Raw genomic sequence first — 23,247 nt, 5'->3', positions numbered from 1 at the left:
GCCGGTGTTAATAAGGGGACCTTTTACTACCGGAGGCGTTAACAAGGGGCCCTTCCTTACACCGCGGCGAGGACGGCCGCCTCCAGTCGGTCGCGCTCGGTGTCGGAGGGCCACGAGCCGACGAGGTAGAACGCGTCCACCACGTCGCCGCCGAGGGTGGCGATCCGGGCCGCCCGGACCTGGGCACCGGCGGCGTCCAGCGCGCTGGTGACCCGGTACAACAGGCCGGCGGCGTCGGCGGCGCGCAGCTCCAGCAGCACCGCGTCGGTGGCGGCGTCCCGGTGCCAGACCACCCGCGGCTCGGCCCCGGCCCCCCGTGCGGCCAGGGCCCGGCCACGCAGCCGCTGGGTCACCGACACGTCGCCGCCGACCGCGCGGCGCAGGTCGGCGCTGAGCGCCACCGGATCCGGTGGCAGCCCGTAACGCGGCTGCACCCGGCACTCGACCAGGGCCCGGCCGTCCACCGTCGACGCGTCGGCGGCGAGTACCTCCAGCCGGTGCAGGGCCAGGCAGCCGGCCACCGTCGCGAGCAGTCCCCGCCGGTCCGCTGCGGCCACCGCTACCCGGTCCCCGGTCAGGTGTACGACCGGCAGCGGTCCCGCCACCAGCGCCGGGTCCGGTGCCGGCGGCTCCGGGACGGCACCGGTGTCGAGCGTGGTCCGGACCCGGCCGACCAGCTCGGCGATCAACCGCCCCTTCCAGTCCGACCAGGCGGCCGGCCCGGTGGCGGCGGCGTCGGCGCGGACCAGCGCGTGCAGCAGGTCGAGGGTGGCCGCGTCACCGACCGCCTCGGCGACCCGGGCGATGGTGACCGGATCGGCGAGATCCCGGCGGGTGGCCACCTCGGGCAGCAGCAGGTGCAGCCGGACCAGCTTGCCGATCAGCGCCGCCTCCGGCGCGGGCAGACCGATCCGGGTGGCGATCGCCTCGGCGATCGGCGCGCCGACGGTCGAGTGGTCGGCCTCCGACCCCCCGGCGGCACCTGCGCCCGGGAGACCCTTGCCGATGTCGTGCAGGAACGCGCCGAGCAGCAGCAGGTCGGGCCGGTCCACGTCGCGGGTGTGCCGGCTGGCCTCGGAGGCGGTCTGCACCAGGTGCCGGTCGAGGGTGAACCGGTGCACCGGGTTGTGCTGGGGCAGGCTGCGCAGCCGGGTCCATTCCGGCAGCCAGCCGTCGATCAGCCCGTACCGGTCGCAGGTCTCCCAGGCCGGGATCAGACCCGGGCCGGCGCCCAGCAGGGTGGTGAGGGCGGCCCGGGCCTCCGTCGGCCAGGGGGCCGGCAGCGGCGGGCAGTAGGCGGCCAGCCACTCGCAGGTGGCCCGGGCGATCGGCAGCCCGGTGGCGGCCGCGGCAGCGGCGACCCGCAGCGAGAGGCTCGGATCGGGGCGGGCCCCGATGGCGGTACGGGCCAGCACCAGCTCGCCGTCGTGCTCGACCACGTCCCGGGCGACCGGCCGGCGCACTGGCCGGCCGTCGGAGCCCCGGCGGCGGCCGGAGCGCAGCCGGTCGGCGGCGCGGAAGGCGTCGTCCAGGGCGTGGCTGACGGTGCGGGCGTCGCCGGCCACCCGGCGCAGCAGGGCGTCGCCGTCGCCCTCCTCGGCGCGCGGCGCGGCGTCGGGCGCGTCGGGGGGTACGAGCGGCGTGCCGTCGGGCGCGCCGGGCTGGAGTTGCCGTAGCCCGAGCAGGGCGGCCACCCCGTCGCGTTCCTGGGCCAGCAGCCGGTCCACCCGCCGGCCGATCTGCTGGTGCAGCGCGTCGCGGGTGTCCAGCAGCCGCAGGTGCGCGGCGCGGACCGCCGGACGCAGCGCGTCGGTGATACCGGCGGTGGCGATGGCCCGCAGCAGGCCGACGTCACGCAGGCCGCCGGCCGCCTCCTTGAGGTCGCCTTCCAGCAGGAAGGCCAGCTCGCCGTGGGCCTGCCAGCGGGCGGCCGTGGTCTCCCGCAGCGGGGCCAGTTGACGTACGGCGGTGCGCCGCCAGTGGTCGGTGGCGCTGCGGAGCAGCGTGTCGGCCAGTTCGGGGTCGCCGGCGACGAGCCGGGCGTCGAGCAGCCCGAGGGCCACCTTGACGTCGTCCTGGGCGACCGACAGCGCCTCGGCGACGGTCCGCACCGAGTGGTCCAGCCGCAGCCCGGCGTCCCAGATCGGGTACCACAGCGCAGCGGCCAGCTCGTCGACCCCGGGCACCCCGGCGTGCACCAGCACCAGGTCGAGGTCGCCGTAGGGGGCGCACTGCCGCCGGCCGAGCCCGCCGACCGCGAGCAGCGCGACGCCCGGCCGGGCCGGCATGAGCCGGGCCAGCCAGGCGTCGTACGCGTCCGCCCGGGCTCGACGCGCCGTCGCGCCGATCCCGGCCGGTACGCCGACGACCTCGTTGACCAGGAGATCCGCACCGCGGACAGGTTCCGAGGCTGGCCTGGAGGTCAACGAGGTCATCGATGCTGTTCCTACAGGGCGTCCAGGCCGCGCTCGCCGGTGCGGACCCGGACGACCTCCTCGACGCCGGTCACCCAGACCTTGCCGTCACCGATCTTGCCCGTTCGGGCGGCGCCGACGACGGCGTCGACGATCTTGTCGACGTCGATCTCGTCGGTGAGCACCTCGACCCGGATCTTGGGCAGGAACTCGACGGTGTACTCGGCACCCCGGTAGACCTCGGTGTGACCCTTCTGTCGCCCGTAGCCCTGGACCTCGCTCACGGTCAGCCCGGCTACGCCCAGCGTGTGCAGGGCTTCCTTGACGGCGTCCAACTGGTGCGGCTTGATGACCGCGGTCACCAGCTTCATGTCCAACCCCTCCATCTCAGGAACGTTAGCCGGCGACCTTTTCGCTCACCGGTCCGGTGGGCTCGGTCTTTGGCGCGGCCGAAGGGGCGATGCCCGCGGCGGCGAACGCACCCCCACCGCCACCGGTGGAGCTGAACTCGTACGCGCTCTCCGCGTGCTCGGCGTTGTCGATGCCCTCGACCTCCGCGTCGGCGCTGGCCCGGAAGCCGATCGTCTTCTCGATCACGAAGCCGATGAGGTACGCGACCACGAACGAGTAGATCAGCACGGCGATCACACCGACGGCCTGCTTGCCCAGCAGCGCGATACCACCACCGTAGAGGAGACCGTCGTTGCCCTCACCGGCGAGCACCTCGATGGCCAGGAAGCCGATGAGCAGCGAGCCGATGATGCCACCGACCATGTGCACGGCCACCACGTCGAGCGAGTCGTCGTACTTGAAGCGGTACTTCAGACCCACCGCGAGCGCGCAGACCGCACCGGCGATCACGCCGAGGGCGATCGCGCCCAGCGGCTCCAGGAACGCACAGGCCGGGGTGATACCGACCAGGCCGGCGATGGCGCCGGAGGCCGCGCCGAGGGTGGTCGGCTTGCCGTCGCGGATCCACTCGACCACGATCCAGCCGAGCACGGCGGCGGCGGTGGCCACCTGGGTGTTGATCAGCGAAACGGCGGCGGCGCCGTCGGCCGCGCCGGCCGAGCCGGCGTTGAAGCCGAACCAGCCGAACCACAGCAGGCCGGCACCGAGCAGCACCATGGGCAGGTTGTGCGGCTTGAACTTGTCCTTCGGCCAGCCGACCCGCTTGCCGAGGACGAGCGCCAGGGCGAGCGCCGCGGCACCAGCGTTGATGTGCACCGCGGTGCCACCGGCGAAGTCGAGCACGCCCAGCTCGCCGATCCAGCCGCCGCCCCAGACCCAGTGCGCCACCGGGAAGTAGACCAGGGTGGCCCACAGGCCGGCGAAGAGCAGCCACGGGCCGAACTTGGCCCGGTCGGCGATCGCGCCGCTGATCAGGGCGACGGTGATCACGGCGAACATCAACTGGAAGCCGGCGAACAGCAGGTCGGGAATGCCACCCTCGGTGCCGCTCTCCAGCATGCCGCGTAGGCCGGCGGCGGAGAGATCACCGGTGATCCCGCCGAGGTCCCCGCTGAAGGCGATGCTGTAGCCGTAGAAAACCCACAACAGGCTGACCAGACCGATCGCCCCGAAGCTCATCATCATCATGTTGAGCACGGACTTGGATCGCGTCATGCCACCGTAGAACAGCGCCAGGCCGGGCGTCATGAGCAACACCAGCGCGGCTGAAGTCAAAATCCAGGCGGTGGCACCAGAATCTAGCTCCGGCACGCTGCCTCCTCTCGGGTCGTTTTCCTCCCTCCCGGCATCGCGCAGCATCGCCCGTACGCCGGTTGCGCGGAAGCCTGATAGCCGGCTGTTTCACCCAGGGTCCCCGGCTGGTTTCCGAACCGTGACGCGTTGTTTCGGACGTGTGAAGAAAGTCGCACACCTCGGCGAGATGGCGGGGGGCGGATCGGCCATTTGGTGCAGGTCGATCCGCCGAGCGATCACCGCAGCGCGTACTCGAGGGCCTGCCGCTCGTAGTCCAGCAGCCGCAGATCCCGCATGGGCCGGCGCAGGTGGCCCTTGTGCACGATCCGGACAAAGGCCGGCTCTCCCGCCGCGGCCATCCGCCGGATGCCCTCGACGTGGTCGACGATCCGCTTGCGGATGGTCCGGATCAGCCGATGCCGGTCGCGCGGGATCAGCCCGTACGCATCGGCGAACAGCCGCAGCCGGCGCGGCCGGTCCGGATGTGTCCAGCCGAGGGTGATCGAATCCCGGTCGGAGAAGATCGGCACCCAGGTCCAGGCCGCGTACGCCACGTCGTAGATCCGCGCGCCGGGTGAGGCGAGATCGAAGTCGATCAGCCCGAGGGTGCCGTCCGGCCGCCAGATCACGTTGTGCGGTGCGGCGTCGTGGTGGCAGATGACCTCGGTGTCCGGCGGCGGTGGGCCGAACGAGCGCCACACCGCGCTCGGCGGCGGGACGAAGCCGTACTGGGCGTCGTGGAACATCCGCAGCATGGTGGCGACGGTGACCAGTGCCTCGTCGGTGACCCAGTGCGGGGCAAGTGGGTACTCCCCGCACTCCCCCTCGAGGTACGACAGCACCTCCCGGTTGCGCTCGTCCATGCCGAGGGCCCGGGGCGCGCCGGTGAACCCGACGTACTCCAGGTGACGCAGCAGGGCGTGCACCGACGGCGTCCAGGGCCCGGCGTTGCGCCGGACCGTGTCGCCCACCCGGACCACGGTGCTCACGTTCCCGCCGTGCAGGGGGATCTCCTGCGAAGTCACGTACGGTCTCCCGAGGCGCTGCGACGGGTGGCTCGGGTCGCGCCAGCCCGCGTACGCGCGATCGTCTCTGGTCACCCGAGGTTACGCGGTCTGCCCGGGGGCGTCGGTGCCCAGCAGCGCATCGACGAACTGCGCGGGGTCGAACGGGGCCAGGTCGTCCTTGCCCTCGCCCAGGCCGACCAGCTTCACCGGGATGCCGAGCTTGCGCTGTACGGCGATCACGATGCCGCCCTTGGCCGTGCCGTCGAGCTTGGTGAGCACCACCCCGGTGACGTTGACCACCTCGGTGAAGACCCGGGCCTGCTCCAGCCCGTTCTGGCCGGTGGTGGCGTCGAGCACCAGCAGGGTCTCGTCGATCGGGCCGTGCTTCTCCACCACCCGCTTGACCTTGCCCAGCTCGTCCATCAGGCCGATCTTGTTCTGCAGGCGGCCGGCGGTGTCGACGAGCACGGTGTCCACGCCGGTGTCGATGCCGCGCCGGACCGCGTCGAAGGCGACGCTGGCCGGGTCGGCGCCCTCCGGGCCGCGGACGGTCTCGGCACCGACCCGCCCGGCCCAGGTCTCCAGCTGGTCGGCGGCGGCGGCCCGGAAGGTGTCGGCCGCGCCGAGCAGCACGCTACGGCCGTCGGCGACGAGCACCCGGGCGATCTTGCCGCAGGTGGTGGTCTTGCCGGCGCCGTTGACGCCGACCACCAGCAGCACCGCCGGCACGCCTTCCTTCGGCGCGGTGTGCAGGGACCGGTCCAGCGCCGGATCGAGCGCGTTGACCAGCTCGGCGGCGAGCAGGGCGCGCAGCTCGGCGACCGTCCGGGTGCCCAGCACCCGGGTCCGCTCCCGCAGCCGGTCGACGATCTCGCGGGTGGCGTCGACCCCCACGTCGGCGGTGATCAGGCTGTCCTCGATCTCCTCCCAGACGTCCTCGTCGAGCCGGTCGCGGCTGAGCAGGCCGAGCAGCCCCTTGCCGAAGGCGTTCTGCGAGCGCGACAGCCGGGACCGCAGCCGCACCAGCCGGCCGGCGGTGGGCTCGGGCACCTCGACGGCCGGGGCCGGTGCCTCGATCACCGGCGGCGGCTCGACCAGCACGCCGGTGGACAGGTCGGACTCCGGCGCCTGCACCGGCGGTCCGGCGAGGCCCTCCTCCGTCCGGGTGTCGACCTCCGTACGCGGCAGCGGCGGCTCCGGCCGCCGGCGTAGCCGCGGCACGACCAACCCGATCCCGGCGAGGATCAGCACGCCGAGCAGGGCGAGTGCGACGAGGAGGTAGTCCATCATGCCGAAATCCTGTCAGATGCCCGCGACGGCGTCTCATCCACCGCGCCCTCCGGCACCGGCGGCCGGCGATAGGCTCGGCCAGCCAGCAGTGCTTCGACCGCCGGCTGGGTAGTAGAGAGGGAGTTCCCTCGGCTCGGAGGTTTCGCCATGCCCGCCGCCCAACTGCTCATCGGTCCCCTGCTGCGGCGGGTCGTCGGGACGCGGGCCACCGTGTGGGTCGAGACCACCGCGCCCGCGGTGGTCACCGTCCGCACGGCCGGCGGTGCCACCGGTACGGCACCCACCTTCTCCGCGTACGACCACCACTACGCGCTCGTGGTGGTGGACGGGCTCACCCCGGACAGCGCCACCACCTACCAGGTGCTGGTCGACGACGTGGTGGCCTGGCCACTGGCGGACAGCCGCTTCCCGCCGAGCGTGATCCGGACCCGCGCCGCCGACGACCGGGACCAGCCGGTCCGGTTGCTCTTCGGTTCCTGCCGGGAGGCCACCCACCAGGCGACCACCCGCAAGCTCCCCCCGGACGCGCTGGACGCGTACACCCGGCGGGTGCTGGCCGACCCCGGGCCGGCGGCCCTGCCCGACCTGCTGGTGCTGCTCGGCGACCAGGTCTACGCCGACGAGACCTCGCCCACCATGAAACGCCTGCTGCGCCGGCGCCGGCGGCGGCCCCGAGGCGCGCCGAGCGACCAGGTGGTCAGCTTCGACGAGTACACCAAGCTCTACCTGGAGTCGTGGAGCGACCCGGAGATCCGCTGGCTGTTCTCCACCGTGCCGAGCGTGATGATCTTCGACGACCACGAGATCATCGACGACTGGAACACGTCGGCGTCGTGGCGGGCCGAGATGCACGAGCAGCCCTGGTGGGCCGAGCGGATCGCCAGCGGGCTGGCCTCCTACTGGGTGTACCAGCACCTGGGGAACCTCTCGCCGGACGAGATCGCCGCCGACCCGGTCTTCGCGAAGGTGAGCACGGCCGAGGACGCCACCGGGGTGCTGCGCGAGTTCGGCCAGCGGGTCGACACCGAGGCCGACCTGGCCCACGACACCCAGCGCTGGAACGGAGTGCAGTACCAGTTCAGCTACGCGCTCGATCTGGGCCGGACCCGCCTGGTGATGCTGGACAGCCGGTGCAGCCGGGTGCTGGTGCCGGGCCGGCGGGCCATGCTGCCGGCCGCCGAGTGGTCGTGGTTCGTGGACCGGGCCCACGGCAGCTACGACCACCTGGTGGTCGGCTCCTCCCTGCCCTGGCTGCTGCCACCCGGCATCCACCACATCGAGGCGTGGAACGAGAAGCTGGCCGACTCCCGACGGCCGTGGGTCGCCGGGCTGGGCGAGCGGCTGCGCCGGGCGCTCGACCTGGAGCACTGGGGCGCGTTCCGCCGCTCGTTCGACGCCCTCGGCGCACTGTTCGCCCGGATCGGCAGCGGCGCCCCCGGCATGCCCGACGACCGCAAGGGCGCCGGCCCGGCGTACCCGGCGCCGGCGTCGATCAGCGTGCTCTCCGGCGACGTGCACCACTCGTACGTGGCCCGGGTCCGGTTCGCCGACCCGACGGTACGCACCCCGGTGCACCAGCTCACCTGCTCGCCGATCCACAACCAGGTGCCGGCCGGGATACGCCCGCTGATGCGGCTCAGCTGGGCGCGCGGGCCGGCCGGGGCGACCCGGGCGCTGGCCCGTACCGCCGGGGTGCGCCGGTCCTCGGTGAAGTGGCGCAAGTTGGCCGGGCCGTACTTCGGCAACGCGGTGGCCACGCTGACCCACGCCGGTCGGGTGGCCGACGTGATGATCGAGGGCACCACCGGCGACGGTCAACTCCGCGAGGTGGCACGGCAGCGGCTCACCGCCGCCGGCTGAGTACGCTGCCCGAGTGGACGAGCAGTTGCCGGAGAGCCTGCGCGAGGTCGAGCACGAGCTGACCGCACTGCTGCGCCGTGGGCGCGCGATCTCCTGGGAGATCGCCAGCGAGGTGCACCCCGACCTGGAGCCGAACACGTACGGGCTGCTGCTCTGGTTGCGTCGCTCCGGCGCGATCCGCCTCACCGACCTGGCCACCCGGCTCGGCATCGGCAAGGGCACGCTCAGCCGGCAGATCCACAGCCTGGAGAGCCTCGGGCTGGTCCGGCGCGATCCCGACCCGAGCGACCGGCGGGCCGCCCAGCTCAGCCTGACCGAGGAGGGGCAGCGCCGGTTCGACGCCGCCCGGGCGTCGCGCCTCGGGCAGATCCGCCGGGCCCTGGAGAGCTGGCCACGGCAGGACGTCGAGGACTTCGCGCGGCTGATGCGGCGCTTCAACGACGCCTGGGGCTGACCTGAGCGGATGCGGAATAGGTCGGCCACTACGGCAAGTTGTTGCTTGGGGCAACCAAGTCCTAGTGTTGCCCCAAGCAACAACTCTCGACTCCATTCGGAGGCACCCCCGATGACGCAGGTGACCGCGCCCACCCGGGCGACCACCGCCAACATGACCCACCGGCAGACCCTGGAAGCCCTCTCCGGCCTGCTGCTGGGCATGTTCGTCGCGATCCTGTCCGGCACGGTCGTCGCGAACGCGCTGCCCCGGATCATCACCGAACTGCACGGCACCCAGTCCGCGTACACCTGGGTGGTCACCTCGACGCTGCTGGCGACCACCGCGACCACCCCGCTCTGGGGCAAGCTCGCCGACCTGACCAGCAAGAAGGTGCTGGTCCAGGCCGCCCTGGCGGTGTTCGTCCTCGGCTCCGTGCTGGCCGGGCTCTCCCAGTCCACCGGGCAGCTGATCGCCTGCCGGGTGCTCCAGGGCGTCGGCGCCGGCGGTCTCACCGCGCTGGCTCAGGTGATCATGGCGACGATGATCGCGCCCCGCGAGCGCGGCCGGTACAGCGGCTACCTCGGCGCGGTGATGGCCGTCGGCACCATCGGCGGCCCGCTGATCGGCGGCGTCATCGTCGACACCTCCTGGCTCGGCTGGCGCTGGTGCTTCTACGTGGGCGTCCCGTTCGCGGTCCTCGCCCTGATCGTGCTCCAGAAGACCCTCAACCTGCCGGTGGTCAAGCGCAAGGTGAAGATCGACTGGTGGGGTGCCACGCTGATCACCGCCGCCGTGTCGCTGCTGCTGATCTGGGTCTCGCTCGCCGGCAACAGGTTCGACTGGCTCTCCGGCCAGAGCGCGGTCATGGTGGGCGGCGCGCTGCTGCTCGGGGCCGCCGCGATCCGGGTGGAGACCCGGGCCAGCGAGCCGCTGATCCCGCCACGACTGTTCCGCAACCGCACCATCACCCTCTCGGTGCTGGCCAGCATCGCGGTCGGCATCGCCATGTTCGGCGCCTCGGTCTTCCTCGGCCAGTACTTCCAGATCAGCCGGGGGGTGAGCCCGACCATGTCCGGCCTGATGACCCTGCCGATGATCCTCGGCCTGCTGGTCTCCTCCACGGTCGTCGGTCGGCTCATCACCAGCACCGGACGCTGGAAGCGCTACCTGGTCGCCGGGTCGGCCCTGCTCACCGCCGGTTTCGCACTGATGGGCACGCTGCGGGCGGACACCCCGTACTGGCGGCTCGCCATCTTCATGGCGCTGGTCGGCATCGGTGTGGGCATGACCATGCAGAACCTGGTACTCGCCGTGCAGAACACCGTTGGCGCGCACGAACTCGGCGCGGCCAGCTCGGTGGTGGCCTTCTTCCGCAGCCTCGGCGGCGCGGTCGGCGTCAGCGCGCTGGGTGCGCTGCTCGGCCACAACGTCAAGCAGTACCTCGCCGACGGACTGGCCGCGCTCGGCATCCCGACCACGTCCGGCAGCGGCGGCACCCTGCCGGACGTGCACACCCTGCCCGCCCCGATCCGGGCGGTGGTGGAGGCCGCGTACGGGCACGGAGCCGGGGACATCTTCCTGGCCGCCGCGCCGTTCGGGCTGATCGCCCTGATCGCGGTCCTCTTCATCAAGGAGGTGCCGCTGCTGCGGCACACCGGCGGCCCGCTCGCCGACGAGGTCGAGCAGGAATCGACCGTGGCCGCGGGTGGCGGTGCCGCCGTGATCCGCACCGGCCGGGACTGACCCGATGAGCAGCCCGGTCGACCGCGAGCAGTACGGCCCACAGGCCCGCCCGCTGCCGTACGAGCGAGGCACCGACGGGCCCCGGGTGGTCCTGGTCGGCGTCGACGGCAGCCGGACGTCGCTGCGCGCCGCCGCGTACGCCGCCGGGCTGGCCCGTCGTCAGGGCGCCGGGCTGGTGGTGGTCTTCGTCAGCTCGCCGGCCGGCTACGCCTCGATGATCTCGGGCGTGGTGGCCGGTGCCGTGCAGCAGACCCACGACGAACTGGCCGAGGACCTGCGCCAGGAATGCCGGCGCGGCGCCGACGAGCTGGGCGTGCCGGTGACCTTCCTGTGCCGGCGCGGCGACGCGTACACCGAACTGTGCGCCGCGGCCGACGAGACCCGGGCGGACCTGGTCGTGGTGGGCTCGTCCGAGCAGGCCGGGCATCGCCTGGTCGGCTCGGTCGCCACCCGCCTGGTCCGCACCGGCCGCTGGCCCGTGGTCGTGGTGCCCTGAGCGAAAACCTGTCGCCGGTTGTCAGATCTGCGGTCCAGGATGGCGGGCATGACCTGGAGAGCACCGGAGATCAACCGGACCCCTGAGCCCTGTGTCGGCGACGAGCGCACCATGCTGGCGGGCTGGCTCGACTACCACCGGCAGACCCTGCTGCTCAAATGCGCGGGCCTGACCGCCGAGCAGCTGAAGACCGCCAGCGTCGAGCCGTCCGGGCTCACCCTGCTCGGACTGGTCCGGCACATGGCCGAGGTGGAAGCCTGGTGGTTCCGGGAGAACTTCCTCGGCGAACGGGTCGACTACGCCTACTTCACCGAGGAAGATCCGGACGCCGACTTCGACGTCAGCACCGCCAACGCCGAGGCCGACTTCGCCACCTACCACCAGCAGGTGGAGCTGGCCCGCACCGCCGTCGCCGGCCGATCCCTGGACGAGACCTTCACCGAGGTCGGCCCGAAGCAGCGGACGTTCAACCTGCGCTGGGTCTACTGCCACATGATCGAGGAGTACGCCCGGCACAACGGGCACGCCGATCTGATCCGCGAGCGCATCGACGGCGTCACCGGCGAGTGACCGCCGGTCCGGCCGCAGCCGGCCGGCAAGGCCGCGCCCAAGCCGCAGCCGGCCGGCGAGGCCGCGCACAAGCCGCAATCGCCCGGCGAGGCCGCGCTCAGAACGCCAGCGCCGCCCGCAGGTAGCGCAGGTCGGGCGGGCCGCTCCACCGGTGCGCCGACAGCCCCGCCACCCGGGCGCCGCTGATCGCCCGGTCCTCGTCGTCGACGAAGAGCACCCGGGCCGGCGGGGTGTCCAGCGCCGCGCAGGCGGCCTGGAAGTACTCCTTGGCCGGCTTGTGCACCCCGATGACCGAGGAGTTGACCACCACGTCCAGCTCGCCGGTGAGGTCGAGCGCGGCCAGGTCGGCGTCGAGCAGGTCGGTCGCGTTGGTGCCGAGCCCGACCCGGATGCCGGCGGCCCGCACCTCGCGGATGAACGCCAGCACCTCCGGGTCGACCTCACCGCGGTACCGCTGCCACTGCTCCACGGCGGCTCGGGCCCGCGTCGGGTCGCCCACCGAGGGGGTCAGCGCGTCGGCGACACTCGACACCCACTCGGCATGGCTGACCCGGCCGGTCAGCACCGGCTGGAGCAGCCCCCAGGACTCGGCGATCTCGCCGAGCACGCCGGAGGAGAGGCCGTACTCCCGCTCCACCTCAGCGGCGACCGCCGGGTCCCACCGACGAAGTACGCCGTCGAAATCCACCAGGAGCGCCGTCGCGCGTTCCCGAGCCACTACCCGTTCTCCTCGCCGCGGCTGCGCCGCTCGTCGTCTTCGTCGGCCCGGTTGAGCCGTTGGCTGATCACCTGGGTCACCCCGCCACGCATGGTGACGCCGTACAGCGCGTCGGCGATCTCCATGGTGCGCTTCTGGTGCGTGATGACGATCAGCTGACTCTTCTCCCGCAACTGCGCGAGCAGGGTGATCAGCCGGCCCAGGTTGACGTCGTCGAGGGCCGCCTCGACCTCGTCCATGATGTAGAACGGGCTGGGTCGGGCGCGGAAGATCGCCACCAGCATCGCCACCGCGGTCAGGGACCGCTCGCCGCCGGAGAGCAGCGACAGCCGCTTGATCTTCTTGCCGGGCGGGCGGGCCTCGACCTCGACGCCGGTGGTGAGCAGGTCGTCCGGGTCGGTGAGGATCAACCGGCCCTCGCCGCCGGGGAACAGCACGGTGAAGACCTGCTCGAACTCCCGGGCGGTGTCGGCGAAGGCGCTGGCGAAGACCTCCAGAATCCGGTCGTCGACGTCCTTGACCACGGTGAGCAGGTCGCGCCGGGTCGCCTTGAGGTCCTCCAGCTGTTCGGAGAGGAACTTGTATCGCTCCTCCAGCGCGGCGAACTCCTCCAGCGCGAGAGGGTTGACCTTGCCGAGCAGGACGAGTTCCCGCTCGGCCTTGGCGGCCCGCTTCTCCTGCACCGGCCGTTCGTAGCGGACCGGTTCGGGCACCGGCAGGCCGTCGCGTTCCGCGGCGGCCACCTCCGCCTCGGTCGGCGGCACCGGCTGGTCCGGACCGTACTCGGCGATGAGCGTCTCCACCGTCAGCCCGAAGTCCTCGGCGGCCTTGGCCTCCAGCTGCTCGATGCGCAGCCGCTGCTCGGCGCGGGCGACCTCGTCCCGGTGCACCTGACTGGTCAGCCGCTCCAGCTCCACGCCGAACCGTTTGGCGGCGGCCCGCACCTCCTGCAGCTCCGCCTCGCGAGTGGCCCGTTCCCGGGCCACCGCGTCGCGGTGCTCCTCGGCCTGGGCGATGCTGGTGGCCAGCCGGGTCAGCGCCTCCCGCGCGCCACCGGCGACGGCCCGGGCGATGCCGGCGCCACGGGTTCGCGCCGCCCGCCGGGCCGCGGCCCGTTCCCGGGCGGCGCGTTCGGCTGTGGCCTGCCGGCGCAGCGAGTCGGCCCGCCCGGCGATGGAGGCCACCCGCTCCTCGGCGGTACGCACCGCGAGCCGGACCTCCATCTCGTTCTGCCGGGCCTGCGGCACCATGGCGGCGAGCTGATCGCGCTCGTCGGTGGAGGGCTCGGCGTCGATCGGCGTCGCCTCGGCCAGCCGCAGCCGCTCCGCCAGCTCGGCCAGGGCGGTGAGGTCCCGTTCCCGGGCCGCCTCGGCGCGGGCCCGCGACTCACCGAGGCGGTCGGTCTCCGCCTTCGCCGACCGGGCGGCAGCGCCCAGCTCGGCCAACCGGCGGGCGGCGGCGTTGCGGTGACTCTCCGCCTCCCGCTTGGCCGCGGCGGCGTGCTGCACCGTCTCCTTGGCTTCGGCCGCGGCGGACCGGGCGTCGACCAGCTGCTCGCGCAGTTCGGCGCTGGTCCGCTCGGCGGCGAGCCGGTTGGTCCGGGCCTCCTCGACCGCCGCCTGCACCTCGATGTAACTGGGTGCCTTCGCCGACCCGCCGGCCGCCGCGTACGCCCCGACCACGTCCCCCTCCCGGGTGACCGCCCGCAACTCGGGGTTGCCGGCGACCACCTCGGCGGCGGTGGCGAGGTCGTCGACCAGCACCACGTCGCGCAGCGCCCGGTGCACCGCCGGGCGGATCTGGGCATCGCAGTCGACCAGGTCGGGAGCCCAGTGCGCGGCATCGGGCAGCTTCGGGCGCAACGCGTCGGCCGAGCCGGCCATCCCCGGCCCGGCGGGGCTGCCGACCAGCAGCCCGGCACGCCCGGCGTCGGAGATCTTCAGCAGCCGCATCGCCTCGACCGCCTCGTCCACGCCGGTGACCGCCACCGCGTCGGCCAGGCCACCCAGCGCCGCGGCGAGCGCCGCCTCGTGGCCGGGCGCGACGGTGAGCAGGCCGGCGAGGCTGCCCAGCAGGCCGGGCACCTGGTCGGCGCGGGCCAGCAACGCGCCGGCGCCGTCCTTACGACGCAGGCCGAGCGCGAGCGCCTCCTCGCGGGCCTTCCAGGTGGCGGCGTCCTTCTCGGCCGTCCGCTCGGCGTCGGACAGGGACCGGACCGTCGCCTGCGCCTTCTCCTGGGCGGCGACCGCCTCGGCGTGCCGGGCGTCCAGATCGGCGTTGTCGCGGTCCGCCTCGGTGGACTGCTCGGCGACCGCGTCCAGCTCGGCCTGCGCCCGCTCGGCCCGGGCCAGCGCGTCGGTGTGCGCGGCGGCGAGCCGCTCGATCTCCTCCCCCGCGCTGGTGGTCCGCGCCCGAGCGGAGTTGACCTGCCCGGTCAGCCGGGCCAGCCCTTCCCGCCGGTCGGCGATGGCCTTCGCGGCGGCGACCAGCTCCCGCTCCGCGGCGGCCAGCTGCCGTTCCAGCTCCTGGCGGTGCTCCACCGCCTCGGCCAGGCGGATCTGGTCGTCGGTGAGCGCCCCGCGCAGCTCCTCCTCCTGCTCGCGGATCCGCTCAGCCTCGGCCTCCAGCTGCTCCGGGTCGCGGCCCGGGCGCTCGTCGTCCGGCGTGGCGCTCAGGTGTCGCAGCCGCTCCACCGCGAGTTGCTCGATCGAGCGGAACCGCTCCTGCAACGCGGAGAGCTTGTACCAGGTGTCCTGTGCGGCGGCCAGCAGCGGGGCGTCCTCGGCCAGCGCCGCCTCCAGCTCACCGAGGCGGGCCTGCACCTCGGCGTGCTCGGTCTCCACCTGCTCACGCCGGTGACGCAGCGCCGTCTCGTCGGCGATCTCCTTGTCCAGCGTGGTGCGCAGGGTGGCCAGGTCGTCGGCGAGCAGTCGCAGCCGGGCGTCGCGCAGGTTGGCCTGGATCACGGCGGCCCGCCGGGCCACCTCGGCCTGCCGGCCGAGCGGCTTGAGCTGGCGACGCAGCTCGGCGGTGAGGTCGGTGAGCCGGTTGAGGTTGGTCTGCATCGCGTCGAGCTTGCGCAGCGCCTTTTCCTTGCGCTTGCGGTGCTTGAGGACGCCGGCCGCCTCCTCGATGAACGCCCGCCGGTCCTCCGGCTTGGCGTGCAGCATGCCGTCGAGCCGGCCCTGCCCGACGATGATGTGCATCTCCCGGCCGATGCCGGAGTCCGACAGCAGCTCCTGGATGTCGAGCAGGCGGCAGGAGTCGCCGTTGATCTCGTATTCGCTCTCGCCGGAGCGGAACATCCGGCGGGTGATGGACACCTCGGTGTACTCGATCGGCAGGGCGCCGTCGGTGTTGTCGATGGTGAGGGTCACCTCGGCCCGGCCCAGCGGGGCCCGGCCGGCGGTGCCGGCGAAGATGACGTCCTCCATCTTGCCGCCGCGCAGCGCCTTCGCGCCCTGCTCGCCGAGCACCCAGGCGATGGCGTCGACGACGTTGGACTTGCCGGAGCCGTTCGGGCCCACCACGCAGGTGATCCCCGGCTCCAGCTTGAGCGTCGTCGCGGAGGCGAAGGACTTGAAGCCCTTCACCGTCAGGCTCTTGAGATGCACCTTCTCGATCCTCGTCCGGTGGCCGCCGTACCGTCGCCCGGCTGCGCGGACCCTGGTAAACCCGCAGACTAACCCGGGAGCGGGCGAAGCGCTCCACGCGACCCGCCTGCCGGTCGCCGCACGCCGTCCGGCCCACCCCGTCGCGACCAGCCGAAAAAGGGGTACGCACAGAACTGCGCGCCGGCACATCGTGTCGGCGCGCTGCGGTGCGGTGGTGCTATTCGGTTGTGGCGGCCAGGTGGGTCAGGTCAGCGCGGGCTCGGCCAGACGGAGCAGATCGTCCGCCTCTGCCGCAGCCGCCGCGAGCCGATCGTTCTCAGCGCGCAGCCGGGTGACCTCGAACTCCAGTGACTGAACCCTGGCACGCAGTCGGGTGACCTCGTCGAGCAGGCGCCGGTCGGGCGCCGCACCTACGTGGCCAAAGAGGGCCTTCGCCATTTTGACTCCTTGATTTGCGCTGCCGGAGAGGCCGGCCAACGCGCGCCCCTGTGTACGCGACTACCATTCCCGCGAATTCTGGGCATGGCCGGGCGCGACTGGCGACATCTCCATATTGAGCCGCAAACCCCTGCTTCGTCAAGTTCGCGCAGGCCGTAGATCATCTCGACGTCCACCTGGCCCGTCGCCGGGGGCTGCCACGAGGCGCGGACACGCTCTGTCCGGACGCCCCGACTCTACGCTCCGAAATACCGAAACACCTCACCCGGACGGGCAGCCTCCTCTTAACTCTTCCTTAGCCACATTGCCGCTGCTCAGGCCCGCCACGTAGCGTCACCCCGGCCCGTAACCGACCCGTGGAGGCGACAGGCGTGCACGGCAGGAACGATCCGATCGACCCGGCGGGCAACGCCCGGCGACCGGAACCGCCGACCGACGAGCCGGCCTGGTTGACCGACCGACCGGCGCCACGTTCGTCGTACCTGTTCGGTGACGAGCCGGTGGGCCCGTCCGACGGGTGGTACCAGGACCAGCCGACCGAGCAGTGGCGTCCCGGTACCCCACACCCGTACCACGCGGCCGAGGCGTACCCGCCGGCCGAGCCGTCGTACCCGGCGGAACAGGGCCGGCACGACGCCCCCACCACCTCGCCCGCCTCCTTCCGGGAGGAGGCGGGTTGGCACTCCGGCGAGCACTACCGGGCCATCGAGCCGGGAACCGGACACTACGAGCCCACCGGCGGCTGGTCGGTGGACGAGCCCACCACGCCGGTCGGCCCCGCCACGGACTGGACCGCCCAGCACAGCACGGACCGGACCGCACGGCACGCCGTGCCGGAGCCCGACCGGTACGACACCGTGAACCAGTGGTACGGCACGCCGGGCGACGTCCGGCCGGACGGGTGCGCCCAGCCGAACCACGACCGGTACGGCGGTGACGGAGCCGACGAACCCGCCGTCGAAGCGACCCGGGCCAGCCGGGCCACCGGCCGCCGCCGCTCGCGGCGTCCCCTGGTGCTCGGCGGCGCCGCCGCGGCGGCCACCCTCGCGGTGAGCGTCGGCGTCGCGGCCCTGGCGATGCCCGGTGACGACACCCGGCCCGACGCCACCGCCGGCGAGGGCATCGTCGCCACCGCTCCGGCGCTGGCCGAGGACGAGCAGAACCTGCCCGTCGAGACCCTCGACGAGCCGAGCCCCAGCCCGAGCGTCTCCCCCAGCACCGCAGCGCCGTCGCCGAGCCGGACCAGCAGGCCCACGCCGGCGCCGTCGCGCAGCACGGCGGCCTCACGGCAGGGCGTCGAACGTCAGGGCAGCCCGAGCCGGGGTGCCACGGCCACCACCGCCCCGTCCAGCGCCGCCCCGACCACCGGCTCCCCGCCCGCCGGCTCCTCCTCGGAAGCAGCGCAGGTCGTCGAACTGGCCAACGCGGAGCGGGCCAAGGCCGGCTGTGGCGCGCTGAGCGTCGACGAGAAGCTGATGACGGCGGCCCAGCGGCACAGCCAGGACCAGGCGGACAACCGGAACATGTCGCACACCGGCAGCGACGGCAGCGACCCCGGCGAGCGGATCGACCGGGTCGGGTACGTCTGGCGCACGTACGGCGAGAACGTGGCCTGGAACCAGAAGACGCCGGCCGCAGTGATGGACGCCTGGATGAACAGCCCCGGTCACCGGGCCAACATCCTGAACTGCGCATTCACCGAGATCGGCGTCGGCGTGGCGAGCAGCAACGGGCCGTACTGGACGCAGGTCTTCGCCGCGCCACGCTGAGCCCGGCCGCCGCGGTTGAGCTGTGGCACGCCCAACTGCGAGTCCTTGTCGGGTCTGTGCTCGTTTGACCCGGTGAGGTACGCCAGTGCCGGCGTACCGGCTCGGGCGGCGCAACGCCGTCCCGCGACCTGCGGAGCTGGCGATGCGGATCGGGCTGGGCGGGCAACCGGCGCGAGCGGTACGCCGGGCGCTGTCGGCCGGCCTGGCGCTCGCGCTGGTCGTGACGGTGGCCGCCTGCCGGCCCGACCTGCCCCCGCCCGGCGCGCCGACCAGCTGGCCGACCGCCGCCACCCGCTCCTGGCAGTGGCAGTGGCAGCTGACCGGGGTGCTGGATCCGGCGGTCGAAGCGGACGTGTTCGTGCTCGACCCGATCACCACGACCGCGGCGCAGACCACCCAGCTGCGATCCCGGGACCGCCGGCTGATCTGCCAGGTGTACGTCGGATCGGTCCACCCCGACGACCCGGACGCGAGCCGGTACCCACCGCAGGCACTCGGCGCGACGGCTGACGGCACCGGGCGCATCTGGCTGGACGTACGCCAGTGGAACGCCGTGCGACCGGTGCTGGCCGACCGGTTCCGGCTCTGCCGGGGCAAGGGCTTCGGCGCGGTGGTGCTCGCCGACGCCGACGGCTACCAGCAGCGCTCCGGCTTCCCGCTGGATTTCGACCACCAGTTGCAGTTCAACCGCCGGCTCGCCGCGCTGGCCCGCTCGCTGGACCTCTCTCCCGGCCTGCTCGGCGACCTGCCGCAGGTCGCCGCGCTGGCGCCGGACTTCGACTTCGCGGTCAACGAGGAGTGCGTACGGCTGGCGCAGTGTGACAAGTTGCTGCCCTTCGCCGACGCCGGCAAGCCGGTGTTCCACGTCGAGTACGCCGGCGTCACCACGGACTTCTGCGTCACCAGCGTCGGCTACGGGTTCGCCTCCATCCGCAAGAACCGCACCCTCGACGCCTGGCGGCTAGCCTGCCCGTCGCCGTGACGGTCAGCCGCGCAGCAAGCCCCGGGGGCGCGGCTGGCAGCGCGGGCAGCTGTACGACGAGCGGTTCATGAACGCCTCGCGGCGGACCGACGCGCCGCAGCGGCGGCACGGCTCCCCCTCGCGTCCGTACACGTTCAGCGACCGGTCGAAGTAGCCGCTCTCGCCGTTGACGTTGACGTAGAGGGCGTCGAAGCTGGTGCCGCCTGCGGTGAGCGCCTCACCGAGCACGTCCCGCACGTGGCCGAGCAGCCGCCGGGCCGCCGGACCGGTCAGCGCGTCGGTCGGCCGGGCGCCGTGCAGTCCCGCCCGCCACAGCGCCTCGTCGGCGTAGATGTTGCCCACCCCGGAGATCAGCGTCTGGTCGAGCAGAGCGCGCTTGACCTCGGTACGCCGCCGACGCAGCGCGGCGACGAACTCCGTCTCGGAGAACTCCGGGTCCATCGGGTCCCGGGCGATGTGCGCGATCTCCGCCGGTAGCGTGGCACCGCCCTCGCTCACCGCCAGCCCGCCGAACGTGCGCTGGTCCACGAAGCGCAGCTCGGGGCCGTCGTCGGTGAACCGGAACCGCACCCGCAGGTGCGCCTCGTCGGGGGTGGCAGCCGGTTGCAGGAGCAGCTGACCGGACATCCCGAGGTGCCCGACCACCGCGTCGCCGCTGTCCAGCGGTAACCAGAGGTACTTGCCGCGCCGGCGTGCGTCGAGCACGGTCCGGCCGGCCAGGACGTCGGCGAAGTGGGCACCGCCCGGAACGTGCCGGCGGACCGCCCGGGGGTGGCGTACCTCGACCGAGTCGATCCGGCGGCCGATCACCCAGCGGGCCAACCCCTGCCGGACGGTCTCCACCTCCGGCAGCTCAGGCACGGCCGGCCTCGGCCTGGACCTCGGCGACCGGGTCGCGGTGCCCGTCACCGGCGGTCGCGTCGACCTGTACCGCCGCCTCCACCGAGCCGTCGGCAGCCGTCTCGGCCTGCTCGGTGAGGGTCCGCCACGCGGACTCCGCCGCCCGCTGCTCGGCCTCCTTCTTGCTCCGCCCGTCGGCGCCGCCGTACCGGTTGCCGGCGACCACCACCCAGGCGGTGAAGGTCTTCAGGTGGTCCGGCCCGGCACCCTCGATCCGGTACTCCGGAACACCGAGACCGAGCGCGGCCGTCAGCTCCTGCAGGCTGGTCTTCCAGTCCAGCGCGGCGCCCCGGCCGGCCGACTCGGCCATCAGCGGGTCGAACAGCCGGTGGATGACGATGGCGGCGGTGTCCAGCCCGTACTGGAGGTAGATCGCGCCGAGCAGCGCCTCCAGGGTGTCGGCGAGGATGCTCGCCTTGTCCCGGCCACCGGTGCTCTCCTCACCCTTGCCCAGCAGCAGATACTGGCCGAGCCCCTCCGGGCCCAGGCCACGGGCCACGTCGGCGAGGGCGCGCATGTTGACCACGCTGGCCCGCAGCTTGGCCAGCTGCCCCTCGGGCAGGTCCGGGTGGTTGTGGAAGAGCGCGGTGGTGATCACCACACCGAGCACCGAGTCGCCGAGGAACTCCAGCCGCTCGTTGGTGGGCAGGCCGCCGTTCTCGTAGGCGTACGAGCGGTGGGTGAGCGCCCGCTCCAGCAGTTCCGGGTCCAGTGAGACGCCGAAGGCCGCCTCCAGATGGCCGATGGAGGGCCGCCGTCGCTTGTCGTTGCTCATGATGTACGTACCTCGGTGTCGGTCGTGCGATCGGTGCGGTCCCCGGCAAGCAGCGCGGCGACCCGGTCGGTAGCGTTCCGCCGCCAGAGACGGGCGGCCAGGGCAATGCCGGAGGCGATGTCGTCGGGCTGGGCGGCTCCGTGGCAGACCACCACCGTTCCAGCCACCCCGAGCAGGGCGGCCGCCCGGGGTGCCTCCCCGCCGGGCGGTGGCCCGCCGGCCATGGCGTACGCGCCCTCGACGGCCTTGAGCAGCACGTTACCGGTGAACCCGTCGGTGACCACCACATCAGCGCGCGTGCCGAGGCAGACGTCGTACCCCTCGACCAGCCCGACGTAGCGGGCGCCGGCGGGCAGTGCCACGGTGCTGAGCACGGGGTCGGCCAGCCGGCGGGCCCGGTCGCCCTTGCCAGGCTCGGTGCCCACGGAGAGCAGCCCCACCCGGGGCGCGGCGAGGCCGTGCGCGACCGCGGCGTACGCGGCGCCGAGCACGGCGTGCCGGGCCAGGGTCGCCGGACCCGGTTCCAGCGAGCCGCCGACGTCGAGCAGCACGACGGGCCCGGAGAGGGCGGGCAGGGCGGCGGCGAGTGCCGGCCGCCGGACCTCGGGCCAACGGCCGAGGCCGAGCGCGGCGGCGGTGACGGTGGCGCCGGTGGACCCGGCGGAGACCAGCGCGTCAGCCTGCCCGGCACGGACGGCGGCGGCCGCAGCCCGGACGGTGGACTCGGCGCGGGCGGCGGTGGGATCGTCGGCCATGTCGACGGCGGTGTGTGCCGGACGGACGGTGACCCGGTTCCGTTGAGCCGGGTCGAGGGCGTCAATCAGCTCGCCGGCCACCTTTGTCGGGCCGACGAGCAGGAGGTGCAGGTCAGGGTCGGCGCGCATCGCCCGTAGAGCGCCGTCCACCACGACGGCGGGAGCATCGTCCCCGCCGAGGAGGTCAACGGCGATCCGTGCGGTGCCCGGCTCCTTGGCGACGCCGGCCGGGGAAAGCCGGCCGGCGTCGGCGGGAGCAGCGGGCGATCGCCGGGGTGTGCGCGTCGCCCGACCCGTGGTCGGAGACGTCACTCGGCGTTCAGGTCAGACCTCGAGGACCTGGCGGCCGTTGTAGGTGCCGCAGACGGAGCAGGCTGCGTGCGGCAGCTTCGCGGACTTGCACTGCGGGCAGGCCACGGTCGCGACCGCCGCGGCCTTCCAGTTCGCCCGGCGGGACCGGGTGTTGCTGCGCGACATCTTGCGCTTGGGGACGGCCACGGTTCTTACTCCTCTGTACGGGTCAGTTGCGACAGGCCCGCCCAACGCGGGTCGATCTGCTGGTGGCTGTGATCGGCCGGCAGATCGTCCAAGTGCACCCCGCAGTCGGGGCACAAGCCCGGGCAGTCCTCCCGGCAGAGCGGGTTGGTCGGCAGTGCGAGCACCACCGCGTCCCGCAGCGCCGGTTCCAGGTCGATCAGGTCGCCCTGCATGCGGCCGACCTCATCCTCCTCGGTGGTGACATCCGTGGTGCTGTTCTGGTACGCGTACAGCTCCTGGATGGTCACCGTCACCGAGTCGTTGATCTCGCGCAGGCAGCGCCCGCACTCGCCCCGGATCGGACCGCTGACGGTCCCCGAGACGAGCACGCCCTCGGACACCGACTCCATCCGCAGATCGAGGTCGAGGCCAGCGCCCTCCGGCACGCCGATCAACTCCACGCCGAGGTCCGACGGCGCCGGTACCACCCGTTTGACGGTACGCAACGCACCAGGCCGGCGCGGTAGCTCCCTCGTGTCGAGGACCAGCGGCGACCTGGGGTCGAGTGAAGTGGGTGTGTGCTTGGGCATAGTCAGACTCCGGCCGGTGAGAGGCCGACATACGAGGTTACCTGGACCAGCACCCCAGCGTCGAACCGGGGCCTGGCCGGACCCCGGCCGGCGGTTAGGGGGACGCTGCTCAGAAGGGGAGTGGGCGCTCCGCCTCGTCGCCGGCGAAGGTGCCGATCTCCCGCAGCGCGTGCATCTTGTCCCGCCCGCGTTCGATGGAGGCCAGCGCCCGGGTGAGGAACTGCTCGAAGTTGGCCAGCGCGGTGTCGACGTAGTCGTCGACCTCCTCGCGCAGGCGCTGCGCCTCGGCCCGGGCCTCGGCGATGATCCGGGCACCCTCGTGCTCGGCGGAGACGGTGATCTCGTTCACCGAGACCAGGCGGGCGTGTTCCGCCTCACCCTCACTGATGATCCGGTCGGCCTCCCGCTTACCGGCCTCCATGATCTTGTCCCGCTCGTCCAACAGGGCGGCGGCCCGGCGCAGGTCGGCGGGCAGCTCGACGCGCAGTTCGTCGAGGGCCGCGATCATCTCGCCCCGGTCGACCATGCAGTTGTTGCGCGACATCGGGACGGAGCGCGCCTGCTCCACCATGGCGATCAGTTCGTCGATGCGGTCGAGCGGGTCCACCGGTACCTCACTCCTGTCGTTCGTCGGGCCGACCTACATCATGCGGGCTGCGGCCGGGTTCCCGCTTCAACCAATGATGTCGTCCCCACTCCACCCACACCC

The 23,247-nt window shown here is 73.0% G+C and carries 21 protein-coding genes; 7 read left to right on the top strand and 14 right to left on the bottom strand.

Features of this window, described 5'->3' with window-relative positions; all coding sequences use genetic code 11:
- Positions 1 to 56: 56 nt before the first annotated feature.
- The 5 genes from C1I95_RS10790 to ftsY all read right to left on the bottom strand — a co-directional run bounded on the left by C1I95_RS10790 (position 57) and on the right by ftsY (position 6,415).
- On the bottom strand, positions 57 to 2,435 hold the full coding sequence (locus C1I95_RS10790; protein WP_111213656.1) for a [protein-PII] uridylyltransferase: 2,379 nt from the start codon (positions 2,433 to 2,435) through the stop codon (positions 57 to 59).
- Positions 2,436 to 2,446: 11 nt separating this feature from the next.
- On the bottom strand, positions 2,447 to 2,785 hold the full coding sequence (locus tag C1I95_RS10785; RefSeq protein ID WP_176092961.1) for a P-II family nitrogen regulator: 339 nt from the start codon (positions 2,783 to 2,785) through the stop codon (positions 2,447 to 2,449).
- Positions 2,786 to 2,810: 25 nt separating this feature from the next.
- Positions 2,811 to 4,184 (bottom strand): ammonium transporter, encoded by a 1,374-nt coding sequence (locus C1I95_RS10780; RefSeq protein WP_111213654.1) that lies wholly within the window; start codon positions 4,182 to 4,184, stop codon positions 2,811 to 2,813.
- 170 nt (positions 4,185 to 4,354) lie between these two features.
- Positions 4,355 to 5,218 carry a phosphotransferase gene (locus C1I95_RS10775; protein WP_199523688.1) on the bottom strand — a complete coding sequence of 288 codons (864 nt, stop codon included), beginning with the start codon at positions 5,216 to 5,218 and terminating at the stop codon, positions 4,355 to 4,357.
- Positions 5,219 to 5,224: 6 nt separating this feature from the next.
- Entirely contained in the window at positions 5,225 to 6,415 is a 1,191-nt protein-coding gene (gene ftsY, locus C1I95_RS10770; RefSeq protein WP_111213653.1) for a signal recognition particle-docking protein FtsY, read from the bottom strand.
- A gap of 147 nt (positions 6,416 to 6,562) precedes the next feature.
- Between ftsY and C1I95_RS10765 the strand changes: the two genes are divergently transcribed.
- From C1I95_RS10765 to C1I95_RS10745, 5 genes are all read left to right on the top strand, one after another.
- Entirely contained in the window at positions 6,563 to 8,275 is a 1,713-nt protein-coding gene (locus tag C1I95_RS10765; protein WP_111213652.1) for an alkaline phosphatase D family protein, read from the top strand.
- Positions 8,276 to 8,288: 13 nt separating this feature from the next.
- Entirely contained in the window at positions 8,289 to 8,729 is a 441-nt protein-coding gene (locus C1I95_RS10760; protein ID WP_233513501.1) for a MarR family winged helix-turn-helix transcriptional regulator, read from the top strand.
- Between the two features lie 111 nt (positions 8,730 to 8,840).
- A complete protein-coding gene (locus C1I95_RS10755) occupies positions 8,841 to 10,454 on the top strand; it encodes an MDR family MFS transporter (RefSeq protein WP_111213651.1) in 1,614 nt (537 codons plus the stop codon).
- Positions 10,455 to 10,458: 4 nt separating this feature from the next.
- A complete protein-coding gene (locus C1I95_RS10750) occupies positions 10,459 to 10,950 on the top strand; it encodes a universal stress protein (protein ID WP_111213650.1) in 492 nt (163 codons plus the stop codon).
- A 48-nt stretch (positions 10,951 to 10,998) separates the two neighbouring features.
- The gene (locus tag C1I95_RS10745; protein ID WP_111213664.1) at positions 10,999 to 11,520 is read left to right on the top strand and encodes a DinB family protein; all 522 of its coding nucleotides are present in this window, start codon (positions 10,999 to 11,001) and stop codon (positions 11,518 to 11,520) included.
- 97 nt (positions 11,521 to 11,617) lie between these two features.
- Here the strand turns inward: C1I95_RS10745 and C1I95_RS10740 are convergent, their stop codons facing one another.
- The 3 genes from C1I95_RS10740 to C1I95_RS10730 all read right to left on the bottom strand — a co-directional run bounded on the left by C1I95_RS10740 (position 11,618) and on the right by C1I95_RS10730 (position 16,290).
- Positions 11,618 to 12,238 carry an HAD-IA family hydrolase gene (locus tag C1I95_RS10740; RefSeq protein WP_111213649.1) on the bottom strand — a complete coding sequence of 207 codons (621 nt, stop codon included), beginning with the start codon at positions 12,236 to 12,238 and terminating at the stop codon, positions 11,618 to 11,620.
- Positions 12,238 to 15,852 (bottom strand): chromosome segregation protein SMC, encoded by a 3,615-nt coding sequence (smc, locus tag C1I95_RS10735; protein ID WP_111213648.1) that lies wholly within the window; start codon positions 15,850 to 15,852, stop codon positions 12,238 to 12,240. The genes C1I95_RS10740 and smc overlap by 1 nt, the downstream gene beginning before the upstream one ends.
- A gap of 243 nt (positions 15,853 to 16,095) precedes the next feature.
- The gene (locus tag C1I95_RS10730) at positions 16,096 to 16,290 is read right to left on the bottom strand and encodes a hypothetical protein (protein ID WP_111213647.1); all 195 of its coding nucleotides are present in this window, start codon (positions 16,288 to 16,290) and stop codon (positions 16,096 to 16,098) included.
- Positions 16,291 to 16,661: 371 nt separating this feature from the next.
- On the opposite strand from C1I95_RS10730, the gene C1I95_RS10725 reads away from it, so the two are divergent.
- Positions 16,662 to 18,059, top strand: coding sequence for a CAP domain-containing protein (locus C1I95_RS10725; RefSeq protein ID WP_111213646.1), 1,398 nt, complete (start codon positions 16,662 to 16,664; stop codon positions 18,057 to 18,059).
- 142 nt (positions 18,060 to 18,201) lie between these two features.
- Positions 18,202 to 19,041: an endo alpha-1,4 polygalactosaminidase gene (locus C1I95_RS10720; RefSeq protein WP_111213663.1), complete on the top strand. Its 840-nt coding sequence runs from the start codon at positions 18,202 to 18,204 to the stop codon at positions 19,039 to 19,041.
- A 3-nt stretch (positions 19,042 to 19,044) separates the two neighbouring features.
- On the opposite strand, the gene mutM is transcribed toward C1I95_RS10720, so the two are convergent.
- The 6 genes from mutM to C1I95_RS10690 all read right to left on the bottom strand — a co-directional run bounded on the left by mutM (position 19,045) and on the right by C1I95_RS10690 (position 23,145).
- The gene (gene mutM / locus C1I95_RS10715) at positions 19,045 to 19,902 is read right to left on the bottom strand and encodes a bifunctional DNA-formamidopyrimidine glycosylase/DNA-(apurinic or apyrimidinic site) lyase (RefSeq protein ID WP_111213645.1); all 858 of its coding nucleotides are present in this window, start codon (positions 19,900 to 19,902) and stop codon (positions 19,045 to 19,047) included.
- Positions 19,895 to 20,716, bottom strand: a complete 822-nt coding sequence (gene rnc, locus C1I95_RS10710; protein ID WP_233513491.1) for a ribonuclease III — start codon at positions 20,714 to 20,716, stop codon at positions 19,895 to 19,897. Before rnc ends, mutM begins: the two co-directional genes overlap by 8 nt.
- Positions 20,713 to 21,666 carry a phosphate acyltransferase PlsX gene (locus C1I95_RS10705; RefSeq protein ID WP_233513504.1) on the bottom strand — a complete coding sequence of 318 codons (954 nt, stop codon included), beginning with the start codon at positions 21,664 to 21,666 and terminating at the stop codon, positions 20,713 to 20,715. Before C1I95_RS10705 ends, rnc begins: the two co-directional genes overlap by 4 nt.
- Positions 21,667 to 21,795: 129 nt before the next feature.
- Entirely contained in the window at positions 21,796 to 21,969 is a 174-nt protein-coding gene (gene rpmF, locus C1I95_RS10700) for a 50S ribosomal protein L32 (protein WP_091435485.1), read from the bottom strand.
- Between the two features lie 5 nt (positions 21,970 to 21,974).
- On the bottom strand, positions 21,975 to 22,538 hold the full coding sequence (locus C1I95_RS10695) for a YceD family protein (protein WP_111213643.1): 564 nt from the start codon (positions 22,536 to 22,538) through the stop codon (positions 21,975 to 21,977).
- Positions 22,539 to 22,647: 109 nt separating this feature from the next.
- Positions 22,648 to 23,145 (bottom strand): SPFH domain-containing protein, encoded by a 498-nt coding sequence (locus C1I95_RS10690; protein WP_111213642.1) that lies wholly within the window; start codon positions 23,143 to 23,145, stop codon positions 22,648 to 22,650.
- Positions 23,146 to 23,247: the final 102 nt, after the last annotated feature.

The sequence above is a fragment of the Micromonospora craterilacus genome (assembly GCF_003236315.1).
Lineage (GTDB): Bacteria > Actinomycetota > Actinomycetes > Mycobacteriales > Micromonosporaceae > Micromonospora > Micromonospora craterilacus.
The sequence above is the reverse complement of the archived record's forward strand: the minus strand, read 5'-3'. Positions and strand labels throughout refer to the sequence as shown.